Genomic DNA, 20250 nt, shown 5'->3' with positions numbered 1-20250 from the left:
CTCCCTCACAGGGACATCGTGCCGAGTTCGCGGGCGATGCGTACGAAGGACCGGACCATCGGGTTGTCGTTGTCCGACCGCCAGACCAGACCCCAGCGCAGCTTCGGGGCGTCGTGGAGGTGCAGGTAGGTGATGTCGGGGCGGACGTGGAAGCGCGTGACCTGGGCCGCGAAGGAGTGGACGGCTTCACCCGACGAGATGATCATGAACAGCGAGTCCAGATCAGCGGCGATGCAGAAGTTCCGCTCGATCGTCCGGCCACTGGGCGTGTGGAAGGGCATGAACGCGTCCTCCCAGTAGGCGGGCGCCCGCGACTCCCCGCCGATCACGCCGTGGTCGGCGAACACCTCCAGGGACACCGAAGGCCGGACCGCGAGGCGGTGGTCGGACGCCACGGCCGCGACCCGGGGCTCCTCGAACAACACCGGGCCCACGGTGAGATCCGGTTCCTCGACGGGGAGCCAGGTGAGCAGCAGGTCCGCTTCGCCCCTGCGCAGCGGCCCGAACGGATCGATGAAGCCGTTGTAGCGCAGTCGTATCCCGCACGTCGGATTCAGGGAGCGGAACGCATCCCAGTAGGGCCGCAGTTCGTGTGCGTTGGAGACCAGCAGGTTGATCCGCAGGACGTCCGTCTTGCCCTGGGCGGTGAGCCGGGCCCGGTCCACGCTCGCCTTCAGCCCCTGGAAGGCGGGGCGCAGGTCGTCACGCAGCTGCTCGCCGACCGGTGTGAGCCGTACCTGGCGGCTGGTCCGTTCGAAGAGCTCGGCCCCGATCGACCGCTCTTGTTTCTTGATCGCCTGGCTGACCCGCGCCGCCGACACGTGCAGCCGCTCGGCCGTCCGTCCGAAGTGCAGCTCCTCCGACAACGTCAGGAAGATCTCGATGTCGCGCAGTTCCACGCGCCCCCACGCCCCCGCATGTTCGTTAACCCCGGGCTTAACCAGCGTTGCATGATCAACCGTTGATCATCATCTTGTCCACACCGGATGCTCGGTGCATGAACGTCGTCACTACCAAGGTGTCGTTGACCGTGGAGGACGTAGATGCCTCCAGCCGCTTCTTCACCACCCATCTGGGCTTCCGCGAAGTCGAGTCGGCGCAGGGGTACGTCTGCCTCCGCCGGGACGACACCTCCGCCGAGATCGCCCTGTCCGAGCGCGACCCCGAGCTGCCGCCGCAGGCGTGGCGGGGCCAGGGGCTGGCCGATCTTGCCGTGACCCTGACCGTCACGGACGTCGCGGCCGAGTACGAACGGCTGCGCCGCGAGGGAGCCGCCATCGACGGCCGGATCCGCCAGGAGCCGTGGGGTGAGCAGCTGTTCCAGCTCACCGATCCCAATGGCGTCGTGGTGCGGCTCACCGAATGGGTGCCGCCGGCCGGCGCCCCCGAACGCGCTTAGCCGAAAGGTTTCACTTTTCCGTGGACGAGATAAGACAGTCGCGGCGGCCCGATCCACGCCGCTGGCTCATCCTGGTCGTGTTGTGCCTGAGCACACTGGTCCTGGTCATCGACAACATGGTGCTCACCGTGGCCATTCCGCCGCTCGCCGAGGACCTGGGGGCGAGCGCGCAGGACATCCAGTGGATCATCGACTCCTACATCCTGGTCTTCGCCGGACTGCTCCTCACCTCGGGCAGCCTCTCGGACCGGTTCGGCCGTCGCCGCGTGATGGTCATCGGCCTGGCGCTGTTCGGCGCCGCCTCGGTGCTCGGCACCATCGCCGACAGTCCCGGTCAGCTGATCCTGGCCCGTGTGCTGATGGGCGTCGGCGGAGCGCTGGTCATGCCGAGCACGCTGTCCATCCTCATCACCGTCTTCGACGAGGCCGAGCGGCCCAGGGCGATCGCCGCCTGGGGGGCCGTGTCCATGCTCGGCGTGGTGGGCGGCCCGCTGCTCGGTGGCTGGCTGATCTCCGCGTACTGGTGGGGTGCGGTCTTCCTGGTCAACATCCCGGTCGCGGCCCTGGCCATCATCGCGGCGCTGGTCCTGATGCCGGAGTCCAAGGGGCCCTGGCGCAAGGCCGACCCGCTGGGCATGGTGCTGTCGGTGGCCGGGATGACCGCGCTGGTGTGGACGATCACCGAGCTGCCCAAGGACGGCCTGGAGCGTACGAGTACCCAGGCCGCGCTCGCCGTGGCGGTGCTGGGCCTGGCCGGATTCGCCGTCTGGGAGACCCGTACGGCACACCCGATGGTCCCGCTCTCGCTGTTCCGCAACCGGGTCTTCACCGGCTCCAGCCTGTCGCTGGTGCTGCTGACCTTCGCCAATGGCGGCCTGCTGCTGGTGCTGACCCAGTACCTGCAGTTCGTCCTCGGTTACACCCCCACCGAGACCGGCCTGGCCTTCACCCCGCTCGCCGTCGCCGCGCTCGCCTTCAACGGCATCGGTGCCGGTTCGCTGGCGAGGACCGGCACCCGGATCATGGTGGTCCTCGGGCTGCTGCTGATCGCGGCCGGGTCCGCCGTCCTGACCGGGCTGTCCTCGGGTGACGGCTGGGGACCGCTGACCACCGCGATGGTCCTGATCGGAGCGGGCGCCGGACTGGTGATGCCCGCGGCCACCAGTTCCCTGATGGGGGCCGTCCCGGCCGAACACGCCGGTGTGGGGTCCGCGGTCAACGACACCGTCCAGCAGGCCGGCGCCGCCCTCGGTGTGGCGGTGCTGGGCGCCGTCCTGTCGAGCAGGTACACCTCCGAGATGCCGGAGCGTGCGCCCGAGGCAGCCCGTCACTCCGTCTCCGAGGCGCTCGGCGAGGCCGCCCGCACCGGGGACGCGGAGCTGGCCGCCGCCGCCCGCGAAGCCTTCACCTCCGCGATGTCCTCCACCTTCCTGGTCGGTGTCTGCGGCGTACTGGGTGCCGCACTGCTGGCGCTCTTCCTCATGCGCAGCCGCAAGGCCGAAGCGGCCGCGAAGGAGGCCGCGGCGGGGGAAGCCGCCGCCGGCGGAGCCTCGCTGACCCAGGACCAGTTCGCCCCGGTCGCCGGGCCCTGACGCACCACGCACCACGCACGACGCACGACCACCATCCGGAACAACGAGCTCAAGGAGAGCACCATGCAGAAGTTCGACACCCCCTCCGCGATCGCCGCCGTCCTGGACGTCCCCGCGGGACGCATCCGGTTCATCGCCGCCGACCGGGCCGACACCACCGTCGAGGTCCTGCCCGCGGACGCCTCGAAGGGCCGCGACGTGCAGGCGGCGGAGGAGACCGAGGTCGCATACGGCGACGACGTCCTGCGGATCACCGCCCCCGCGGCGAAGAACCAGATCCTCGGCAACTCCGGATCCGTCGCGGTGACCGTCCACCTGCCCGCCGGATCCCGCATCGAGGCGAAGACCGCCGCCGCCGAGTTCCAGGGCGTCGGACGGCTCGGCGACGTTGCCGTCGAGGGCGCGCAGGGCACGGTCGAGCTCGCCGAGACCGCGGGCGCCCGCCTCGTGCTCCAGGCCGGCGACGTCTCGGTCGGCCGTCTGGGCGGCTCCGCCCACATCAGCACGCAGAAGGGCGACATCCGCGTCACCGAGGCGGTGACCGGCACCGTCAGCCTGAGCACCGAGCACGGCGAGATCTCGGTCGGCGCCGCCCGCGGGGTATCCGCCTCCCTGGACGCCGGCACCGGCCACGGCCGGATCCACGACTCGCTCGACAACACCGACGGTGCCGCCGCCGGCCTGAAGATCCACGCGACCACCTCCTACGGCGACATCACCGCCCGCAGCCTCTGACCCCGCCGTCCCCGGCACCGGAACCGACGAAGGAACGAGAACAATGAGCACCACGCAGGACTACCAGGCAGCGGAGCGGCTCCTCCGCCGGGTCGCCCGCCCCGGCGAGCTGGTCATCGGCGACAAGACCAGGCCGCAGTGGATCGACGGCGGGACCCGCTTCTGGTACGCGGTGAGCGACGGCGCCGGCAAGCGGTTCGTGCTGGTCGACCCGGCGGCGGGCACCCGCGAGCCGGCCTTCGACCACGCCCGGCTCGCCGCCGCCCTGGCCGCCGCCTCCGGGCAGCCGGTCGACCCCGAGTTCCTGCCGGTCACGGCGATAGAACCGGCCGGGAACAGCGTCGGGTTCGACGCCTTCGGCGAGTACTGGCGCTGCGGCCTGGACGACTACACCTGCGAACGGGCCGAGTTCACGCCGCCGGGCAATCCCCTCGAAGTGCCGTCACCCGACGGGAAGACCACGGTGTCCCGGCGGGGGCACGACCTGTGGGCGCGCTCGCTGTCCGACGGCCGCGAGTGGGCTCTGACCACGGACGGCGCGCCCGGCCACCAGTACGGCACCGGCCCGGACTGCACGGCGAACGGCACCCTGCTGCGCAAGATCGGCCTGCCGTACCTGCCGCCCGCGGTGGCCTGGTCGCCCGACTCGACGAAGGTGCTGGCGCACCGCACCGACGAGCGCGAGGTCCGGCAGACCCACCTGCTGGAGGCCCGGCCCGCCGACGGCGGGGCCCCGGTGCTGCACACCCAGCGGTTCGCCCACCCCGGGGACGAGCACGTCCCGCGGGCCGAACTGGTCGTACTGGACGTCGCCGCGGGCACGCTGGTCCGCGCGCAGGGCGAGCCGCTGCTCATGCCCGTGATGTCGCCGATCACGGCCAAGTGGGCGTGGTGGGCTCCGGACGGCTCGGCGGTGTACTACCTCGGCCGGCCCCGCGACCTGCGCACGCTCACCCTGTACCGGCTGGACCCGGCCACCGGCGAGGTCGCCGAGGTGCTCACCGAGACCGGGGCCACCCGGGTGGAGCCCAACCCGTGGGCGTACGAGCCGCCCCTCGTGCACGTGCTGGCCGACGAGGTGCTGTGGTATTCGCAGCGCGACGGCTGGGGCCACCTGTACCGGTACGACCTGCGCACCGGCGAGCTGCTCGGGCAGGTCACGTCCGGGCCGTGGGCGGTGCGCCAGATCCTGCGCGTCGACGAGGCCGAGCGGGTGGTGTACTTCACCGCCTCCGGCCTGGTCGACGAAGATCCGTACCGGCGTACGGTGTGCCGGGCCGGCCTGGACGGCTCCGGCTTCGCCAAGGTCACCGACGACGCCCTGGACCACGTCGTCACCCTGCCGGGCGGTCAGGAGTACTTCCTCGACTCCGCGTCCACCGTCGACACCCCGCCGGTGTCGACGGTCCGCGACTGGTCCGGGCGGATCCTGGCCGAGCTGGAGCGCGCCGACGTCAGCAGGCTCACCGCCACCGGCTGGACGCCGCCGGAGCGGTTCCGGGTCAAGGCGGCCGACGGGGTGACCGACCTCTACGGGGTGCTGTACCGCCCGCGGGGGTTCGACCCCGCCCGGCGCTACCCGGTGGTGGACAACGTCTACCCCGGCCCTCAGGTCACCCGGGTGACCCCGTCCTTCGACCCCGGCGGGATGGGCATCGACGCGGAACCCCTCGCGGCGCTGGGCTTCGTCGTGGTGGCCCTGGACGGGCGGGGCACCCCGGGACGGAGCAAGTCCTTCCACGACGCCTCCTACGGCCGCCTGGCCGACGCGGGCAGCCTGGCCGACCACGTCGCGGCGCTGCGGCAGCTGGCCGACGCCCGGCCGTGGATGGACCTGGACCGGGTGGGTGTGTTCGGCCACTCCGGAGGCGGTTTCGCCGCGGCCCGCGCGATGCTGGACTTCCCCGAGGTGTACAAGACCGGAGTCGCCCTCTCCGGCTCGCACGAAGCCCGCCACTTCAACGCCGGCTTCGTGGAGAGCTACGACGGCGCGGACAACCCCGAGGCCTGGGCCCGCACCTCCAACGTGGACCTCGCCGACCGCCTGGCGGGCAAGCTCCTGCTGATCCACGGCGAGATGGACGACCAGGTCCACCCGGACCAGACCCTCCGCCTGGCCGACCGGCTCATCGCCGCCGGCAAGGACTTCGAGCTGTTCATCGTGCCCGGCGCCGAGCACACGTTCATCGACCACCTGGCCTACGTCCGCACGCGCTGCTGGGACTTCCTGGTCCGCGAGCTGATGGGCGCGCAGCCCCCCGCCTACCGCCCCGCCCCCATCGGCATCGGTGCCGAGCTGCTCGCCGAGCTGTTCGCCTGAGCCCGACCGGCCCGCCGAGGCGTCGGTGCGTGCCCGTGGAAGGGCGCGCACCGACGCCGGGCCGGCCCGCGGAAACCGCTCAGCCGCCGTACGGGCGGGTGATGATCTCCATCGCGTGCCCGGCGGGGTCCATGAAGTACACCCCGCGGCCCCCGTCGTTGTGGTTGATCTCGCCCGGGTGCTTGCGGTGCGGGTCGGCGAAGTACTCGACCCCCGAGGCCCGGATCTTCTCGAAGGCGGAGTCGAACTCCTCCTCCGAGATCAGGAACGCGTAGTGCTGCGGCGTGATCGACTCGGCCGGGATGGTCGCGAAGTCCAGGGTCACGCCGTTGGCGGTGGACACCGGAATGAACGGACCCCATTCCGGGCCGACTTCGAGCCCGAGGACGTCCGCGAGGAAAGCGGCGGACGCCTTGTTGTCGAGGGAGTGGACGATCGTGTGGTTCAGCTGGACCGACATGTGTGAATGCCTCCGAAAGGCAGTCACGGCACCTCCATGCCTCACCCGGTCGGTGACCGACACGCGATGCCGTCGGGTTGATCCTAATCAGCCCGTCCCGGTGCGGTCCACCCCTTTCGCACCCGCGCGGGCGCCGCTCGGGCCCCGCCGCCGGCACACACTGTTCACGCCCCGCGGGCGGCGGGCCGGTGTGACAAACCAACCGGTATGCCTAGACTGCGACTTGGCCGACCACGCACCGGACGGACCCGGCCACGCGAGTACGGAGGAAGAACCCGCATGCGCTATCTCCCCCTGGGCACCTCAGGGCTGAAGGTCTCCGCCGTCGGCCTCGGCTGCAACAACTTCGGCGGCCGCCTCGACGCCCGGGCCACCCGCGCCGTCGTCGACGCCGCCCTCGAATCCGGGATCACCCTCCTCGACACCGCCGACATCTACGGCGGCCGGGGCGGCTCCGAGAGCCACCTCGGCCAGGCCCTCAAGGGCCGCCGCGACCAGGTGGTCCTCGCCACCAAGTTCGGCTACGACGGCGTCGACATGGGATACGGCCCCGCCGCCGGATCCCGCGGCGGCCGCGCCTACGTCCGGCGCGCCGTCGAAGAGTCCCTGCGCCGCCTGGACACCGACCACATCGACCTCTACCAGCTGCACAGCCCCGACCCCGCCACCCCCATCGCCGAAACCCTCGCAGCCCTCACCGAACTCGTCGCCGAGGGCAAGATCCGCTACATCGGGCACTCCAACCTCAGCGGCTGGCAGCTCGCCGAAGCCGCCCACGTGGCCCGCGAGACGGGTGCCGCGCCCTTCGTCTCCGCGCAGAACGAGTGGTCGCTGCTCCAGCGCTCCGCCGAGCGCGAACTGGTCCCCGCCGCCCGCCACTACGGCCTCGGCGTCCTCCCGTACTTCCCGCTGGCCAACGGCCTCCTCACCGGCAAGATCCGCCGGGGCGCCCCCGTCCCGGCCGGCTCCCGCCTCGAAGGCCGCGACACCTACCTCACCGAGGAGCGCCTCGACACCGTGGAGGCGCTGGCCGCGATCGCCGGCAAGCACGACCGCAGCGTCCTGGAGCTGGCCATCGGCTGGCTCTCCGCCCAGCCCGGCTGCTCCTCCGTCATCGCCGGCGCCACCTCGCCCGATCAGGTACGCGCCAACGCGGCCGTGGCCGGCCGCCCCCTGGAGGCGGAGCTGCTGGCCGAGATCGACGAGGTCGCGCGGGCCCACGCGTAGTCGCGCGGGCCCACGCGTAGTCGCGCGGGCCCACGCGTAGTCGCGCGGGCCCACCCGCAGCCGTACGGGCGCACGGCCGGACCCGGGGGTCCTCCCGTCAGGACGTGACGTCCTTGCGGGAGAACCCCCGGAACGCGAGCGCGAACAACACCACGGCGTACGACACCGACACCACCACGCCCTTGACCATCCCGCCCCACTCCAGCTGCGGCTGCAGGGCGTCCGCCCAGGCGAACTGCCAGTGGGCGGGCAGGAACTCGCGCCACGAGCCGAGGGCCGTCACCGCGTCGAGCACGTTCCCCACGATCGTGAGGCCCACCGCCCCGCCCACCGCGCCGAGCGGCGCGTCCGTCCGCGTCGACAGCCAGAACGCCAGCCCGGCCGTCACCAGCTGCGACACGAACACGAACGCCACGGCCAGCGCCAGCCGCGGCACGGAGTCCCCGGCGGGCAGCGCCCCGCCCGTCGGGAGCCGGAGCGGCCCCCAGCCGTACGCGGCCGTGCCCGCCGCCAGCGCCACCACCGGCAGCAGCACGATCGCCGCCAGACTGAACCCCAGCGCCACCACCAGCTTGCTCCACAGCAGCCGGGCCCTCGGCACCGGCGAGGCCAGCAGGTACCGCAGCGAGGACCAGCTCGCCTCCGAGGCCACCGTGTCCCCGCAGAACAGCGCCACCGGCACCACCAGCAGGAACCCGGCCGACACGAACAGGCAGGTCACGGCGAAGTTCGCGCCGGAGGCCGTCGCCGTGTCGATCAGGCTGACCCGGCCGTTGGCGCCGCCGCGCCCGTCGTCCGGGCCGCCGCCCACCGCGAACGCGATGATCATCACGAACGGCAGCGCGGCCAGCACCCCGCCCATCACCAGCGTCCGCCGCCTGCGCCACTGCCGCAGCGCCTCCACGCGCAGCGGCAGCGTCCGCCCCGCCCGGTAGCCGGGCGCGGTCTCACGTACCCGGGTCTCCTCCACGGCGCTCATGCCGTACCTCCGATCAGGGTGAGGAAGGCGTCCTCCAGCCGCCGGTGCGGCCCCACCGCCGCCACCGGCAGCTCCAGCCGTACGAGTTCGCCGATCAGTGCCGCGGGCGACGCGCCGTCGAGCCGGACGAGCAGCCCCTCGTCGCAGCGCACGGCGGAGGCCACCCCTTCCAGCGCGGCGACCTTCCCCACGGCGACCTCGTCCACCGGCTCCGCCAGCGTCACCAGCAGGGTGTCCCCGCCGCCGGTGATCTCGGCGACCTCGCCGGCCCGCACGAGCCGCCCGCGGTCCATGACCACCAGGTGCGTGCAGGACTGCTCCACCTCCGACAGCAGGTGGCTGGAGACGATGACGGTCCGCCCGCCGGCGGCGTAGCGGATCATCACGTCCCGCATCTCCCGGATCTGCGGCGGGTCCAGGCCGTTCGTCGGCTCGTCGAGGATCAGCAGGTCAGGCGTCCCCAGCATCGCCTGCGCGATCGCGAGCCGCTGGCGCATGCCCTGCGAGTACGTGCGCACCGCCCGGTCCAGGGCGTCGCCGAGCCCGGCGATCTCCAGGGCCTCCGCCATGTGCGCGTCCTCGGCGGGACGGCCCGTGGCCCGCCAGTACAGCTCCAGGTTGGTCCGGCCCGTCAGGTGCGGCAGGAACCCGGCCCCCTCCACGAACGCCCCGACCCTCGACAGCACCGGGGCGCCGGGCCGGATCGGGTGCCCGAACACCCGGATCTCCCCGGCGTCCGGCGCGATCAGGCCCATCAGCATCCGCAGGGTCGTGGTCTTCCCCGCGCCGTTGGGCCCGAGCAGGCCCAGCACCTGGCCCTTCTCCACCCGGAAGGACAGGTCCCGCACGGCGTAGCGGTCCTGGGCCTTCGCGTAGCGCTTCGTCAGCCCGGTGATGTCGAGTGGTACGTCGGCCAGTGCGGGTTCGGGCTGCGCTTCCCGCGCCCGCGTCCCCGCGCGGCCCCCGCCGGTCCGCCGGATCCCGAGGAGCCCCGCGGCCAGCGCCAGCGCGCCCAGCGGCAGCCCCCAGGTCCAGGCGGGCAGGCCGGCGGCGGCCGTCCGCACCCCGTCCGCGACGGGCACCCGCAGCGGGCCCTGTGCCGAGACGGTGTAGGCGGCCGGCGCGGCCGGGGAGGCGTAGCCGAGGTCGGTGGCGGCGACCACCAGCCGCAGCCGGTGCCCGGCCTGGACGGCGTGGTCGATCGCCGGGAGCCGCAGCTCCACGCTCCGGCCCTGCCCGGCGTCCTCCACCCGCACGGGCGCGACCAGCTGGGACGGCAGCACCTGCTGCCGCCCGTCCGGCCCCACGTCGTACACCTTGCCGAACAGCACGGCCGATCCGTCGGCAGCCGTCGACCTCACCCTCAGGGTGACGGTCGGCGCCCCGGTGACCCGTACCGCCTCGGTCAGCGGCTCCGACTCGAAGCGGGCGTTCTGCCCGGGGAAGTCCAGCGAGAGCCCGGTCCCGAGGGAGGCGAGCTGTCCGCCGACCCCGGGCAGCGCGGACAGCGCGGGCGGCGCCCCGCCCGCCGGGTTGGCGAAGGTCTGCTCCCGCCCCGAGAGGGCGAAGCCGCGCGGGGCGGAGGCCAGTCCGGGGTAGCGCTCCCCGCTCGCGCCGCGCAGGGTGAGCCGCCCGTCGGTGGAGTCGAACCCGCCGGAGCGCGACACCCGGAACGCCGGGCCGGTGTCCGCCGCCCCGTCGTCCTTCAGGTAGCGGTCGAACCAGGCCTCGACCCGGGCCTCGACCCGGGCAGCCTCGCGCATGCCGCCGTCGTGCCCGCCGGCCGCCCAGTCCACGGCGACCGGAGCCCCGTTCGCGGCGATGGCCTTCGCCATGGCGTCCGCCTGGTCCAGCGGGAAGAGGGAGTCCTCCTGCCCCTGCACGATCAGCGCCGGCACCCTGATCCGGTCGGCCACGGCCGAGGGGCTGCGCCGCTCCAGCAGCTCGCGCGCCTCGGCGTCGGGCTTCCCGGCCACCGCGACGCGCTCGTACATGGCGCACAGCTGCGGCTCGAACCGGCCGCAGCCGGGTGCGCCCGCCGGTCCCGGGGCACCGGCGCCGGCGGGAGGCTGCGCCTGCTGGAGGCCGCCCGCCGCGCCGGTCGTGAAGAAGATCCCGGCCCAGAGCTTCTTGAACACGCCCTGGGGGAAGAGGGAGTCGGCGAGGTTCCAGTAGGTGATCTGCGGGGCGATCGCGTCCACCCGCCGGTCGTACCCGGCGGCCAGCAGGGCCACGGCCCCGCCGTACGAGGCCCCGGCCACGCCCACGCGCGGATCGCCGTCCGCGTCGAGCCGCACCTCGGGCCGCCGGGCCAGCGCGTCGACGAGCGCGGAGACGTCCTTGACCTCGTGCTCGGGGTCGTTCAGCCCGATCTTCCCGCCGGAGCGGCCGAAGCCGCGCGCCGACCAGGTCATGACGGCGTAGCCGTCGCGGGCGAGGCCCTCGGCCTGGGCGCGGACGTCGTCCTTGCTCCCGCCGAAGCCGTGGCCGAGGAGCACGGCCGGACGCCTCACCGCGGGGTCCCCGGCCGTGAAGAAGGAGGTGTCGATCCCGGCACCGGGCGCGCCCGGACCCGGGGCGTCCAGCCCGGGCACCTGCACGAACCGGTCCTCGCGGCGCACGGCCGGCTCCTCCCCGGACGCGGCGGCCGTCCAGGAGCCGGCGCCCGCCAGGACCGTGAGGGCGGCGGCTCCGGCGAGCAGGCGGTCCCGGGGCCGTCGGGGCAGTCGTAGCTTCATACGGGCACCCTAAAGCCCGTGATCGCCTTCCCCGAGCTCCCTCAGGGGGAGCCCCGCCCCTTCTCCAGGAGTACCCGTGCGGACGGGCGTACCGCAGCCGCAGTAGACCGGGCCGACCCCGTGACTCCGGCGGTCCCGGCCTGCGCCGGTGCGCGGTCGGCGGGAGGATGGAGGGCATGCTGCTGGCCGAGGTCGCGCGAGTGTCCCGGGAGGTCGCCGGGACCTCCGCCCGGTCCCGGAAGACCGCCCTGCTGGCGGAGCTCTTCGCGGCCGCCCCCGCCGAGGAGGCCGGCCTGGTCATCGCCTACCTCTCCGGGCGGCTCCCGCAGGGCCGGCCCGGTATCGGCTGGCGCACCCTGGCCCAGGACACCGCCCCCGCGCCGCGGCCGACGCTGACCGTGACGGCCGTCGACGCCGCCGTGGGCGAGCTGGCCGCCGTGGCGGGGCCGGGGGCGCAGGCCGAGCGCCGCAGGATCGTCGCCGGCCTGCTCGGCGCCGCCACCGAGGACGAACAGCGCTTCCTGCGCAGCCTGCTGTCCGGGGAGGTGCGCCAGGGCGCGCTGGACGCCGTCGCCCTGGAGGGGGTGGCCAAGGCCGCCGGGGTGCCGGCCGCCGAGCTGCGCCGGGCCGTGATGCTGGACGGCTCGCTGCCCCGGACGGCGGCGGCCGTGCTGGCCGGGGGCGCCGCGGCGCTGCGCGGGGTGACCCTGCGCATCGGGCAGCCCGTACAGCCGATGCTGGCCGGGACCGCGCGGTCCCTGGCCGACGCCCTGGCAGCGCTCGCCCCCTGCGCGGTGGAGGAGAAGCTCGACGGGATCCGCGTGCAGGTCCACCGGGACGGGGACGAGGTACGGATCCACACCCGCTCCCTCGACGAGATCACCGGCCGGCTGCCGGAGGTGGCCGAACTGGCCCGGAGCCTGCCCGGCGAGCGGTTCGTCCTCGACGGGGAGGTCATCGGGCAGGGCCCCGACGGGCGCCCGGTGCCCTTCCAGGAGATCGCGGGCCGGGTCGGCTCCCGGGTCGACGTGGCGGCGGCGCGCGAGGCCCTCCCGGTGAGCGCGTACTTCTTCGACGTGCTGGCCCTCGGCGACGAGGTCCTGCTGGACCTGCCGGTCCGCGAGCGGTACGCGGCCCTGGCCGCCCTGGTCCCCGAATCCGCCCGGGTCCGGCGGCTGGTGGTGGAGGACGCCGGGGCGGGGGTGGCCGCGGCCGGGGAGTTCTGGGCGAAGACCCTGCGCCGGGGCCACGAGGGGGTCGTGGTCAAGGCGCTCGGCTCCCCGTACGCGGCGGGCCGGCGCGGCAAGCAGTGGCTCAAGGTGAAACCGGTCCACACCCTCGACCTGGTGGTGCTCGCCGCCGAATGGGGCCACGGCCGCCGCACCGGACTGCTGTCCAACCTGCACCTGGGCGCGCGGGCCGGGGACGGCGGCTACGCCATGCTCGGCAAGACCTTCAAAGGGCTGACGGACGAGATGCTGCGGTGGCAGACCGGGCGGCTGCGCGAGCTGGCGGTGGAGGACGACGGCTTCACCGTCCGGGTCAGGCCCGAACTGGTGGTGGAGATCGCCTACGACGGCCTCCAGCGCTCCCCGCGCTACCCGGCCGGGGTCGCCCTGCGGTTCGCCCGGGTCCTGCGGCACCGGCCGGACAAGGCGGCGGGGGAGGCCGACACGGTGGAGACCGTGCTGGAACAAGGCCGCCGGGACGGCTGAGGGAGGTCCCGGAGAGGGGCTTTTGCCTCAGAGGCAAGAGAGATTGCCAGGAAGGCAAGGCTCTGGCTCAATCGGGGTATGACGCCCCGTTCCGAGGAACCAGACGGCACCGGCAGCGCAGGCCCCGGGGAGGCCCTCGCCGACGAGCTGCCCGCCGTCGCCCCGCAGCTGCGCGAACTGCGCCGGCGCGCCGGGCTCACGCTGGAGGCCGCCGCCGCGCGGGCCAGGCTCTCGCCCGCGCACCTGTCCCGGCTGGAGACCGGCCGGCGCCAGCCCTCGCTGCCGCTGCTGCTCGGGCTCGCCCGCACCTACGGTACGACCGTCTCCGAGCTGCTCGGCGAGACCCCCGCCGTCGCCGATCCCATCGTACGGGCCGGGGGTCCCGGGGCCCGCGAGGCCGACGGGTGGACGTACTGGCAGGCCGGCGGCTCCGGGCGGGGGATGCAGGCGCTGCGCGTGCACGTCCCGCACGGGCGCAGCCAGGGGGAGCTGGTCCGCGTACACCCCGGGGAGGAGTGGCTGTACGTGCTCAGCGGGCGGCTGCGGCTGCACCTGGGGGAGGCCGGGCACCTGCTGGAGCCGGGGGACAGCGCGCACTTCGACTCGCTGACCCCGCACCGGATCGGCGCCGCCGGGCCGGGCGGGTGCGAGCTGCTGTTCGTCCACACCCTGCTGCAGAGCAGCCTCGCCGGGCTGTGCCTCGGCGCCACGACCACGCACCAGCACTAGGGGGAGCCGCCACCGTGCCCGAATCCGTGTCCAGGGCCGAATCCGTGCCCGAATCCGTGCCCGCATCCGTGTCCGTGTCCGAGTCCCGAGGAGACCAGATGTCCACCACCGCAGAGCAGACCGCTTCCGGGCAGGCCGCCGAGCCGCAGGCGGACGCATCGCTGACCATCCGCCAGCGGTTCGAGTCCAAGTTCCCGCGCGGTCTGATCATCAGGCTGATCGCGTACCTGTTCGTCGGCCACCTCTTCGCCTTCTTCGTCTACCTGCTCTTCGTCCTGGGCGGCCAGAACCAGTAGTCGCCGGGCGCGGCCCCGCCGCCGTCCGGGCGCCGCACCCAGCCCAGCACCAGCACCGAGGCCGCCGCCGCGAAGGCGCACCAGGTGGAGGCGAACTCCAGCCGCCACAGGGCCGCGCAGACCACCGCCCCGGCGGCAAGCACCGCCCCCAGCAGCCGCAGCGTCCGGTCCCCGGCGAGCAGCAGGGCGCCCACGGTGGCGTACAGGTAGCCCCCCAGGACCAGCGGGGCCCAGGGGACGTCGACCCCGTAGCCGATCACCCGGCCCCGGACCGCGGCGCTCACCGGCCGCGCGGCCAGGCAGTACGCGAGCACCGCGCCCGTGCCGAGTCCCGCGGCCGCCGGCCACCACAGCCGGCGCCGGGCCCCGGGCGCGGCGGCGAGCAGTACCCCGAGCGGCACCCACAGCGCCGGCCTGGGCAGTGCGATCACCGCCCAGGCCGTGGTGGCCGGGCCGCAGCCGCCGCCCGCGCGCCAGACGGCGGCCTCGACCAGCTGGTGCGCGCCGAGCAGCAGCGGGAGCGCGGCGACGGGCAGGTCGCGGGCCCGCCGGGCGCGGGCCAGGCACACCACCCCGACGGCGGCCACGGCCGTGCCCGCCGTCAGGTCCGCCGTCGCGCTCCAGCACACCCGGGTCCTCCCGTCGTCAGTGCGGGCCGCCCGGCGGATCCGGCGCCGGGGGGTGTTCCAGCGGCGGGGCGCCGATCGCGCAGTGCGTACGGCACTCCGGGTGGCAGACCCCGGGCGCGGGGGAGCGCACGGTCGCCCACGCCGTGGCGGCGCCCGCCACCAGGGCCCCCGCGCACCAGAGCACGGCCCGCCCGAAGGCCGAGTCGAAGGCCCCGGCCGACAGGTACGCGTCCGGGCCCATCCCGGCCAGCAGCGGCAGCGCGGCCACCGCGAGCAGCCCGGCGGCCCGCGCGGCGGCGTTGTTGATCCCGCTGGCCAGGCCCGCCCGGCCGGCCGGCACCGAGGCCAGGACGGTCGCGGTCAGCGGGGCCACCAGCACGGTCATGCCCGCGCCCATCACCACCATGGCCGGCAGCACGTCCCGTACGTACGAGGCGTCCGGGCCCACGCGCAGCATGAGCAGCGTCCCCGCCGCGCACAGCAGCGGCCCGACGGTGAGCGGGAGGCGGGGCCCGATCCGCTCCCCGAGCGCCCCCGCCCGCGCGGACAGCAGCAGCATCAGGACGGTGGTGGGCAGCAGTGCGGCCCCGGCGCCGAGGGCGGAGTACCCGGACACCACCTGGAGCTGGAGCACGACGAGGAAGAAGAAGCCGCCGAAGGCCGCGTAGACGAACAGGGTGACGAGGTTGACGGCGGTGAACTGCCGGGAGGCGAACATGTCCGGCGGCACCATCGGATCCGGCCGGTGCCGCTCGACGTACACGAACGAGGCCGCCAGGACCACCCCGCCCACGGCCGCGCCGATGACCGGCGCCGCCGCGGACCGGGCCTCGATCAGCGCGTACGTCAGCAGGCCCAGAGAGGCCGCGCCGAGCACCGCGCCGAGCACGTCGAACCGCCCGCTCGCGCGCGGGTCCCGTGATTCCGGTACGTGCTTCAGCGCCACCGGCACGCACAGCGCGGCCACCGGCACGTTCAGCAGGAACACCCACCGCCAGCCCGGCCCGTCCACCAGCCAGCCGCCGAGGAAGGGCCCCACGGCCGCGCCGACGCCGCCGAACCCCGACCACAGGCCCACCGCGCGGGCCCGGTCGCCCGCCCGGATCGAGCCCTGGATCAGCGCGAGCGAACCGGGTGTCAGCAGCGCGCCGCCGATGCCCTGGAGGGCGCGGGCGGCGATCAGGACCCCGGCGTTCGGCGCGAGCCCGCACAGCAGGGAGCCCACCGCGAACCACACCACGCCGAGTACGAAGATCCGGCGCCGGCCGAACCGGTCGCCGAGCGCCCCGCCCACCAGGATCAGCCCGGCCAGGGTCAGCAGGTACGCGTTCACCGTCCACTGGAGGACGGCCAGGTCCGCGCCGAGGTCCCGCCCGATGCGGGGCAGGGCCACGTTGACCACGGTCGAGTCCAGCAGGGCCATCGCCGACCCGAGCACGGTGGCGGCCACGATCCACCGCCCCCGCGCGGAGCCGAGCGCGACCGCCGGTTCCGGCGCGGGCGCGGGGCGGGGCCCGGACGCCGGTGAGAGGCCGGGCTCGGGCACTGGTTCGCCGGGCAGCGCGCTCATCCCCCCAGGCTGACGCGCCCGCGCCCGAAAGGCCACCGGGCGCGGCCCCCGGGCGCGCTGAGGCCCGTCCGGACCCGTCCGTTCCGTGGCTCACGAGGCCCTCTTGTAATGCACATGGCATCTCCCAGAACATGACCCGCGCACGTCACGCACGACCTTCCCGCACGATCCGCACGATCTGCACGCGCCGTACACGGCGCAAGAGGAGACGACACGTGCCACAACGCAACCGACGACGTTCCTTACGCGCGGCGCTCGCCGCTCTGAGCGCCGCCCTGCTCCTCCCGGTCGGCGCGGGCGTCGCCGCCGCCGCCCCCGAGCCCGGCCCCGCGCCCACCGCGGCCGAGCGCAAGCTCGAACCCGCCCTCCGCGCCCAGTTCGACGACTCCGGGAAGGCCGTCTTCTGGGTCTACCTCGACAGCGCCGCCGACCTGACCGCCGCGGGGAGGCAGCAGACCCGCGCCGCCAAGGCCGAAACGGTTCTGCGCACCAAGCGGGAGCACGCCGCGCGCACCCAGGCCGAGGTGCGCAAGGCCCTGGACGGAGCCGGGGCGGAGTACACCTCGTACTGGATCGTCAACGCCGTCCGCGTCGTCGGCAGCCGCAAACTCGCCGGGACCCTCGCCGAGCGCCCCGAGGTCGCCCGCATCGACGCCGACGACAAGGTCAGCCTCCCCAAGCCCGCCGGGGGCACCCGGGAGAAGAGCGCCGCCGACGCCGTCGAATGGAACATCGACCGGATCAACGCACCCCAGGTCTGGGACCGGCTCGGCGTACGCGGCGAGGGCATCGTCGTCGCCAACATCGACAGCGGCGTCGACTACACCCACCCCGCCGTCAACAACCAGTACCGAGGCAAGAACGCGGACGGCACCTACGACCACGACCACAACTGGTTCGACCCGGCGGGCGTCTGCGCCGGCGCCGCGCCCTGCGACAACAACGACCACGGCACCCACACCATGGGCACCATGGTCGGAGACGACGGCGGGGCCAACAAGATCGGCGTCGCCCCCGGCGCCAAGTGGATCGCCGCGAAGGGCTGCGAGTCCAACTCCTGCTCCGAGGCCTCCCTGCTCGCCTCCGGACAGTGGATCGTCGCCCCCACCGACCTGCACGGCCAGAACCCGCGCCCCGACCTCGCCCCGCACGTCGTCAACAACTCCTGGGGCAGCGCCGCGCACGACGACTGGTACCAGCAGGTCGTGGACACCTGGCGCGCCGCCGGCATCTTCCCCGCCTTCTCCAACGGGAACTCCGGCCCCGGCTGCGGCACCAGCGGCTCGCCCGGCGACTACGCGCGCTCCTACAGCTCCGGCGCCTTCGGCAGCGACGGCGCCATCGCCTCCTTCTCCTCGCGCGGCGCCGGCCCCGGCGGCATCGTCAAGCCGAACATCTCCGCCCCCGGAGTGAACGTCCGCTCCTCCGTCCCCGGCGGCGAGTACTCCTCCTTCTCCGGCACCTCCATGGCCTCACCGCACACCGCCGCCACCGTGGCCCTGCTGTGGTCGGCCGCGCCCTCCCTCGCCGGTGACGTGGCCCAGACGGAAGCCCTCCTGGACGGCACCGCCCAGGACACGGACAACGGCCAGTGCGGCGGCACCGCCGCCGACAACAACGTCTTCGGCGAGGGCCGGCTCGACGCCCTGGCCGCGGTGAACTCCGCCCCGCGCGGCGCGGTCGGCGCGCTCGCCGGCACCGTCCGCGACGACGCCGGCGCCCCCGTCGCGGGCGCCAAGGTCACCGCGCACGGCCCGATCGACCGGACCGCCACCACCGCCGCCGACGGCACCTACCGCTTCGGCGTCCTGTCCACCGGCGCGTACGAGCTCACCGCGTCGAAGTTCGGCTACGGACAGCGCGGCACGACGGCGACCGTCACCGAGCAGGCCACCGCCACCGCCGACCTCACCCTGACCCGGGCGGCCAGTGCCAGGCTCACCGGCACCGTCACCTCGCCCGCCGGGCCCGCCGCCGGAGCGGCGGTCACCGTCGCGGACACCCCCGTGACCGCCACCACCGACGCCCAGGGCCGCTTCGAGGTCACCCTGCCGCACGGCACGTACGACGTGAACGCCGCCCACCCCGCCCGCTGCCTCACCACCGGCACGGCCAAGGCCGCCGTCACGGGCGACACGACCGTCACCGTCGCCCTCCCCGAGCGCACCGACGGCTACGGCTACGCCTGCGCCGCCGGCGGCGGCCGCCCGTACTCCGCGGGCGACCGGCGGCTCGCCCTGACCGGCGACAACACCACCGAGCGCGTCGACCTGCCCTTCCCGCTGCCGCTGTACGGGAAGACGTACGCACAGGCCTGGATCGGCACCAACGGCACGGTCAGCCTCGGCGGCAACCACACCGGCGACGTCAACGGCGACATCCCGAGCGCCGCCACCCCCAACGCGGCCCTCTACCCGTTCTGGGACGACCTCGTCGTCGGCGCCGCCGACAGCGGATCGGGCGTCTTCACCGCCGTCACCGGCACCGCCCCGCACCGCAGTTACGTGATCGAGTGGCGCCAGGTCGCCCACTGGTCGGCGCGGGCCGACACCTTCTCCTTCTCGGCGGCCATCGGCGAGGACGGCAACATCACCTACTCCTACAAGGGAACGGGCGGCACCGGCCTCAAGGGCGGCTCCTCCGCCACCGTCGGCGTGGAGAACGCGGCGGGCACCGACGCCTTCAAGTACTCCTTCAACACCCCCGCCGTCACCGACGGCCTCTCCATCGGCTTCCGCACCACCCGCAGCGGTGTCGTCACCGGCCGGGTGCTCGACGCCAACGACGGCAACGGCGTGCCCGGTGCCACGGTGACCGTCGGCAGCGGCGACTCGTCGGTCTCCGCCACCACCGCCGCCGACGGCGGCTACGTGGTCCAGAGCCCCTCGGGCGCCCGCACGGTCACCCTGGCCGCGCCCTCCTACGAGACCGCCACCACCGACGCCGACGTCAAGCCGGCCGACGTCACCGCGGTCAGCCGGTCGCTGCGCACCGGCCGGGTCACCGCCGCCGCGCCGGCCGTGGAGCTGGTCCTGCCCGCCGACCAGCGCCGCACCCGCACCCTGGAGCTCACCAACCCCGGCCTCACCACCGCCTACACGGTCGCCGAGGACGCGCCCTGGCTGACGGTGACCCCGGCGGAGGGGAACCTCCCGACCGGCGGCAAGGCCCCGCTCGCCCTCGCGGTGGACACCGCCGGGCTGGCCCCGGGCGCGGTGCTGAGCACCGGGCTGCGGATCACCTCGGCCAGCGGCCGCGCACCCGTGCTCACCGTCCCCCTCAAGATCGTCGTACCGCGCTACCAGACCGCCGTGGACGCCGGCTCCGACCGCGCCGGCACGGACGCGGCGGGCGACTCCTGGTCCCCGGACCGCAAGTACACCACCGGCTCGTACGGCTACCAGGGCAACTCCTCCGTCCACTCCACCGGCCGCACCATCGCGGGCACCGATGAGCAGCGGCTCTTCCGCAACGCCCGCGAGGGCATGTACGAGTACCGCTTCGACAACGTCCCGAACGGCACCTACACCGTGGAGCTGGGCTTCGCCGAGCTCTCCGCCACCCGTCCCGACAAGCGCGTCTTCGACGTCCTCGCCGAAGGGGACCAGATCCTGCCCTCCCTGGACATCTCCCTGGAGGCGGGCACCTACACCGCCCTGACCAGGACCTACACGGTCAAGGTCACGGACGGGGTGCTCAACCTCCGCTTCGTCACGCACAACGGCTTCGGCAAGCCCCTGGTCAACACCCTCCGGGTGACCGACCGCCCCGACAAGTAGGGGGGCGCCCGTCCGCCGCCCGCCGCCCGGCATTCGGGTGGCGGGCGGCGGCTCCACCGGGACATCCCGGCCGGCGTGCCCG

At 74.3% G+C, this 20250-nt stretch carries 15 protein-coding genes; 9 read left to right on the top strand and 6 right to left on the bottom strand.

Translation table 11 applies throughout. The features are described from left to right. Nucleotides 1-5 precede the first annotated feature (5 nt). The gene (locus ACZ7IF_RS01465) at nucleotides 6-899 is read right to left on the bottom strand and encodes a LysR family transcriptional regulator (protein ID WP_470961241.1); all 894 of its coding nucleotides are present in this window, start codon (nucleotides 897-899) and stop codon (nucleotides 6-8) included. A 98-nt stretch (nucleotides 900-997) separates the two neighbouring features. On the opposite strand from ACZ7IF_RS01465, the gene ACZ7IF_RS01460 reads away from it, so the two are divergent. The 4 genes from ACZ7IF_RS01460 (at nucleotide 998) to ACZ7IF_RS01445 (ending at nucleotide 6046) form a co-directional block, all read left to right on the top strand. Further along, nucleotides 998-1399: a VOC family protein gene (locus ACZ7IF_RS01460; protein WP_470961239.1), complete on the top strand. Its 402-nt coding sequence runs from the start codon at nucleotides 998-1000 to the stop codon at nucleotides 1397-1399. Further along, nucleotides 1363-2991 (top strand): MFS transporter, encoded by a 1629-nt coding sequence (locus ACZ7IF_RS01455; protein WP_470961237.1) that lies wholly within the window; start codon nucleotides 1363-1365, stop codon nucleotides 2989-2991. The genes ACZ7IF_RS01460 and ACZ7IF_RS01455 overlap by 37 nt, the downstream gene beginning before the upstream one ends. A 63-nt stretch (nucleotides 2992-3054) precedes the next feature. Further along, the gene (locus ACZ7IF_RS01450) at nucleotides 3055-3726 is read left to right on the top strand and encodes a DUF4097 family beta strand repeat-containing protein (RefSeq protein WP_470961235.1); all 672 of its coding nucleotides are present in this window, start codon (nucleotides 3055-3057) and stop codon (nucleotides 3724-3726) included. A 43-nt stretch (nucleotides 3727-3769) separates the two neighbouring features. Then, on the top strand, nucleotides 3770-6046 hold the full coding sequence (locus ACZ7IF_RS01445) for a S9 family peptidase (protein WP_470961233.1): 2277 nt from the start codon (nucleotides 3770-3772) through the stop codon (nucleotides 6044-6046). 79 nt (nucleotides 6047-6125) lie between these two features. Here ACZ7IF_RS01445 and ACZ7IF_RS01440 read toward each other — a convergent pair whose 3' ends face one another. After that, nucleotides 6126-6506, bottom strand: a complete 381-nt coding sequence (locus ACZ7IF_RS01440) for a VOC family protein (protein WP_470961231.1) — start codon at nucleotides 6504-6506, stop codon at nucleotides 6126-6128. Between the two features lie 279 nt (nucleotides 6507-6785). Here ACZ7IF_RS01440 and ACZ7IF_RS01435 point away from each other — a divergent pair, with 279 nt between their 5' ends. Next, entirely contained in the window at nucleotides 6786-7733 is a 948-nt protein-coding gene (locus ACZ7IF_RS01435; protein WP_470961229.1) for an aldo/keto reductase, read from the top strand. A gap of 97 nt (nucleotides 7734-7830) precedes the next feature. Here the strand turns inward: ACZ7IF_RS01435 and ACZ7IF_RS01430 are convergent, their stop codons facing one another. Continuing rightward, nucleotides 7831-8712, bottom strand: a complete 882-nt coding sequence (locus ACZ7IF_RS01430; protein WP_470961227.1) for an ABC transporter permease — start codon at nucleotides 8710-8712, stop codon at nucleotides 7831-7833. After that, on the bottom strand, nucleotides 8709-11450 hold the full coding sequence (locus ACZ7IF_RS01425) for an alpha/beta fold hydrolase (protein WP_470961225.1): 2742 nt from the start codon (nucleotides 11448-11450) through the stop codon (nucleotides 8709-8711). Before ACZ7IF_RS01425 ends, ACZ7IF_RS01430 begins: the two co-directional genes overlap by 4 nt. 176 nt (nucleotides 11451-11626) lie before the next feature. On the opposite strand from ACZ7IF_RS01425, the gene ACZ7IF_RS01420 reads away from it, so the two are divergent. From ACZ7IF_RS01420 to ACZ7IF_RS01410, 3 genes are all read left to right on the top strand, one after another. Beyond that, on the top strand, nucleotides 11627-13165 hold the full coding sequence (locus ACZ7IF_RS01420) for an ATP-dependent DNA ligase (RefSeq protein WP_470961223.1): 1539 nt from the start codon (nucleotides 11627-11629) through the stop codon (nucleotides 13163-13165). Nucleotides 13166-13243: 78 nt separating this feature from the next. Further along, complete coding sequence (locus tag ACZ7IF_RS01415) at nucleotides 13244-13894, top strand: helix-turn-helix domain-containing protein (protein ID WP_470961221.1); 651 nt, start codon at nucleotides 13244-13246, stop codon at nucleotides 13892-13894. A 98-nt stretch (nucleotides 13895-13992) separates the two neighbouring features. Further along, nucleotides 13993-14190: a DUF6126 family protein gene (locus ACZ7IF_RS01410; RefSeq protein WP_470961219.1), complete on the top strand. Its 198-nt coding sequence runs from the start codon at nucleotides 13993-13995 to the stop codon at nucleotides 14188-14190. Here ACZ7IF_RS01410 and ACZ7IF_RS01405 read toward each other — a convergent pair. Next, on the bottom strand, nucleotides 14154-14819 hold the full coding sequence (locus ACZ7IF_RS01405; protein WP_470961217.1) for a DUF6629 family protein: 666 nt from the start codon (nucleotides 14817-14819) through the stop codon (nucleotides 14154-14156). The two genes, ACZ7IF_RS01410 and ACZ7IF_RS01405, sit on opposite strands and share 37 nt — an antisense overlap. A gap of 16 nt (nucleotides 14820-14835) precedes the next feature. Beyond that, nucleotides 14836-16389 carry a DHA2 family efflux MFS transporter permease subunit gene (locus tag ACZ7IF_RS01400; RefSeq protein WP_470961215.1) on the bottom strand — a complete coding sequence of 518 codons (1554 nt, stop codon included), beginning with the start codon at nucleotides 16387-16389 and terminating at the stop codon, nucleotides 14836-14838. 215 nt (nucleotides 16390-16604) lie between these two features. Here ACZ7IF_RS01400 and ACZ7IF_RS01395 point away from each other — a divergent pair, with 215 nt between their 5' ends. Next, entirely contained in the window at nucleotides 16605-20168 is a 3564-nt protein-coding gene (locus tag ACZ7IF_RS01395) for a S8 family serine peptidase (protein WP_470961213.1), read from the top strand. The last annotated feature ends 82 nt before the right edge of the window (nucleotides 20169-20250 follow it).

This window comes from Streptomyces sp. NPDC037421 (assembly GCF_055602105.1).
This window is presented reverse-complemented; position numbering and strand designations above follow the sequence as displayed.

Coding starts and splice junctions, on each gene's coding strand:
- ACZ7IF_RS01460 (WP_470961239.1), top strand. CDS start 998: ATGAACGTCGTCACTACCAAGGTGTCGTTGACCGTGGAGGACGTAGAT.
- ACZ7IF_RS01455 (WP_470961237.1), top strand. CDS start 1,363: ATGGGTGCCGCCGGCCGGCGCCCCCGAACGCGCTTAGCCGAAAGGTTT.
- ACZ7IF_RS01450 (WP_470961235.1), top strand. CDS start 3,055: ATGCAGAAGTTCGACACCCCCTCCGCGATCGCCGCCGTCCTGGACGTC.
- ACZ7IF_RS01445 (WP_470961233.1), top strand. CDS start 3,770: ATGAGCACCACGCAGGACTACCAGGCAGCGGAGCGGCTCCTCCGCCGG.
- ACZ7IF_RS01440 (WP_470961231.1), bottom strand. CDS start 6,506: ATGTCGGTCCAGCTGAACCACACGATCGTCCACTCCCTCGACAACAAG.
- ACZ7IF_RS01435 (WP_470961229.1), top strand. CDS start 6,786: ATGCGCTATCTCCCCCTGGGCACCTCAGGGCTGAAGGTCTCCGCCGTC.
- ACZ7IF_RS01430 (WP_470961227.1), bottom strand. CDS start 8,712: ATGAGCGCCGTGGAGGAGACCCGGGTACGTGAGACCGCGCCCGGCTAC.
- ACZ7IF_RS01425 (WP_470961225.1), bottom strand. CDS start 11,450: ATGAAGCTACGACTGCCCCGACGGCCCCGGGACCGCCTGCTCGCCGGA.
- ACZ7IF_RS01420 (WP_470961223.1), top strand. CDS start 11,627: ATGCTGCTGGCCGAGGTCGCGCGAGTGTCCCGGGAGGTCGCCGGGACC.
- ACZ7IF_RS01415 (WP_470961221.1), top strand. CDS start 13,244: ATGACGCCCCGTTCCGAGGAACCAGACGGCACCGGCAGCGCAGGCCCC.
- ACZ7IF_RS01410 (WP_470961219.1), top strand. CDS start 13,993: ATGTCCACCACCGCAGAGCAGACCGCTTCCGGGCAGGCCGCCGAGCCG.
- ACZ7IF_RS01400 (WP_470961215.1), bottom strand. CDS start 16,389: ATGAGCGCGCTGCCCGGCGAACCAGTGCCCGAGCCCGGCCTCTCACCG.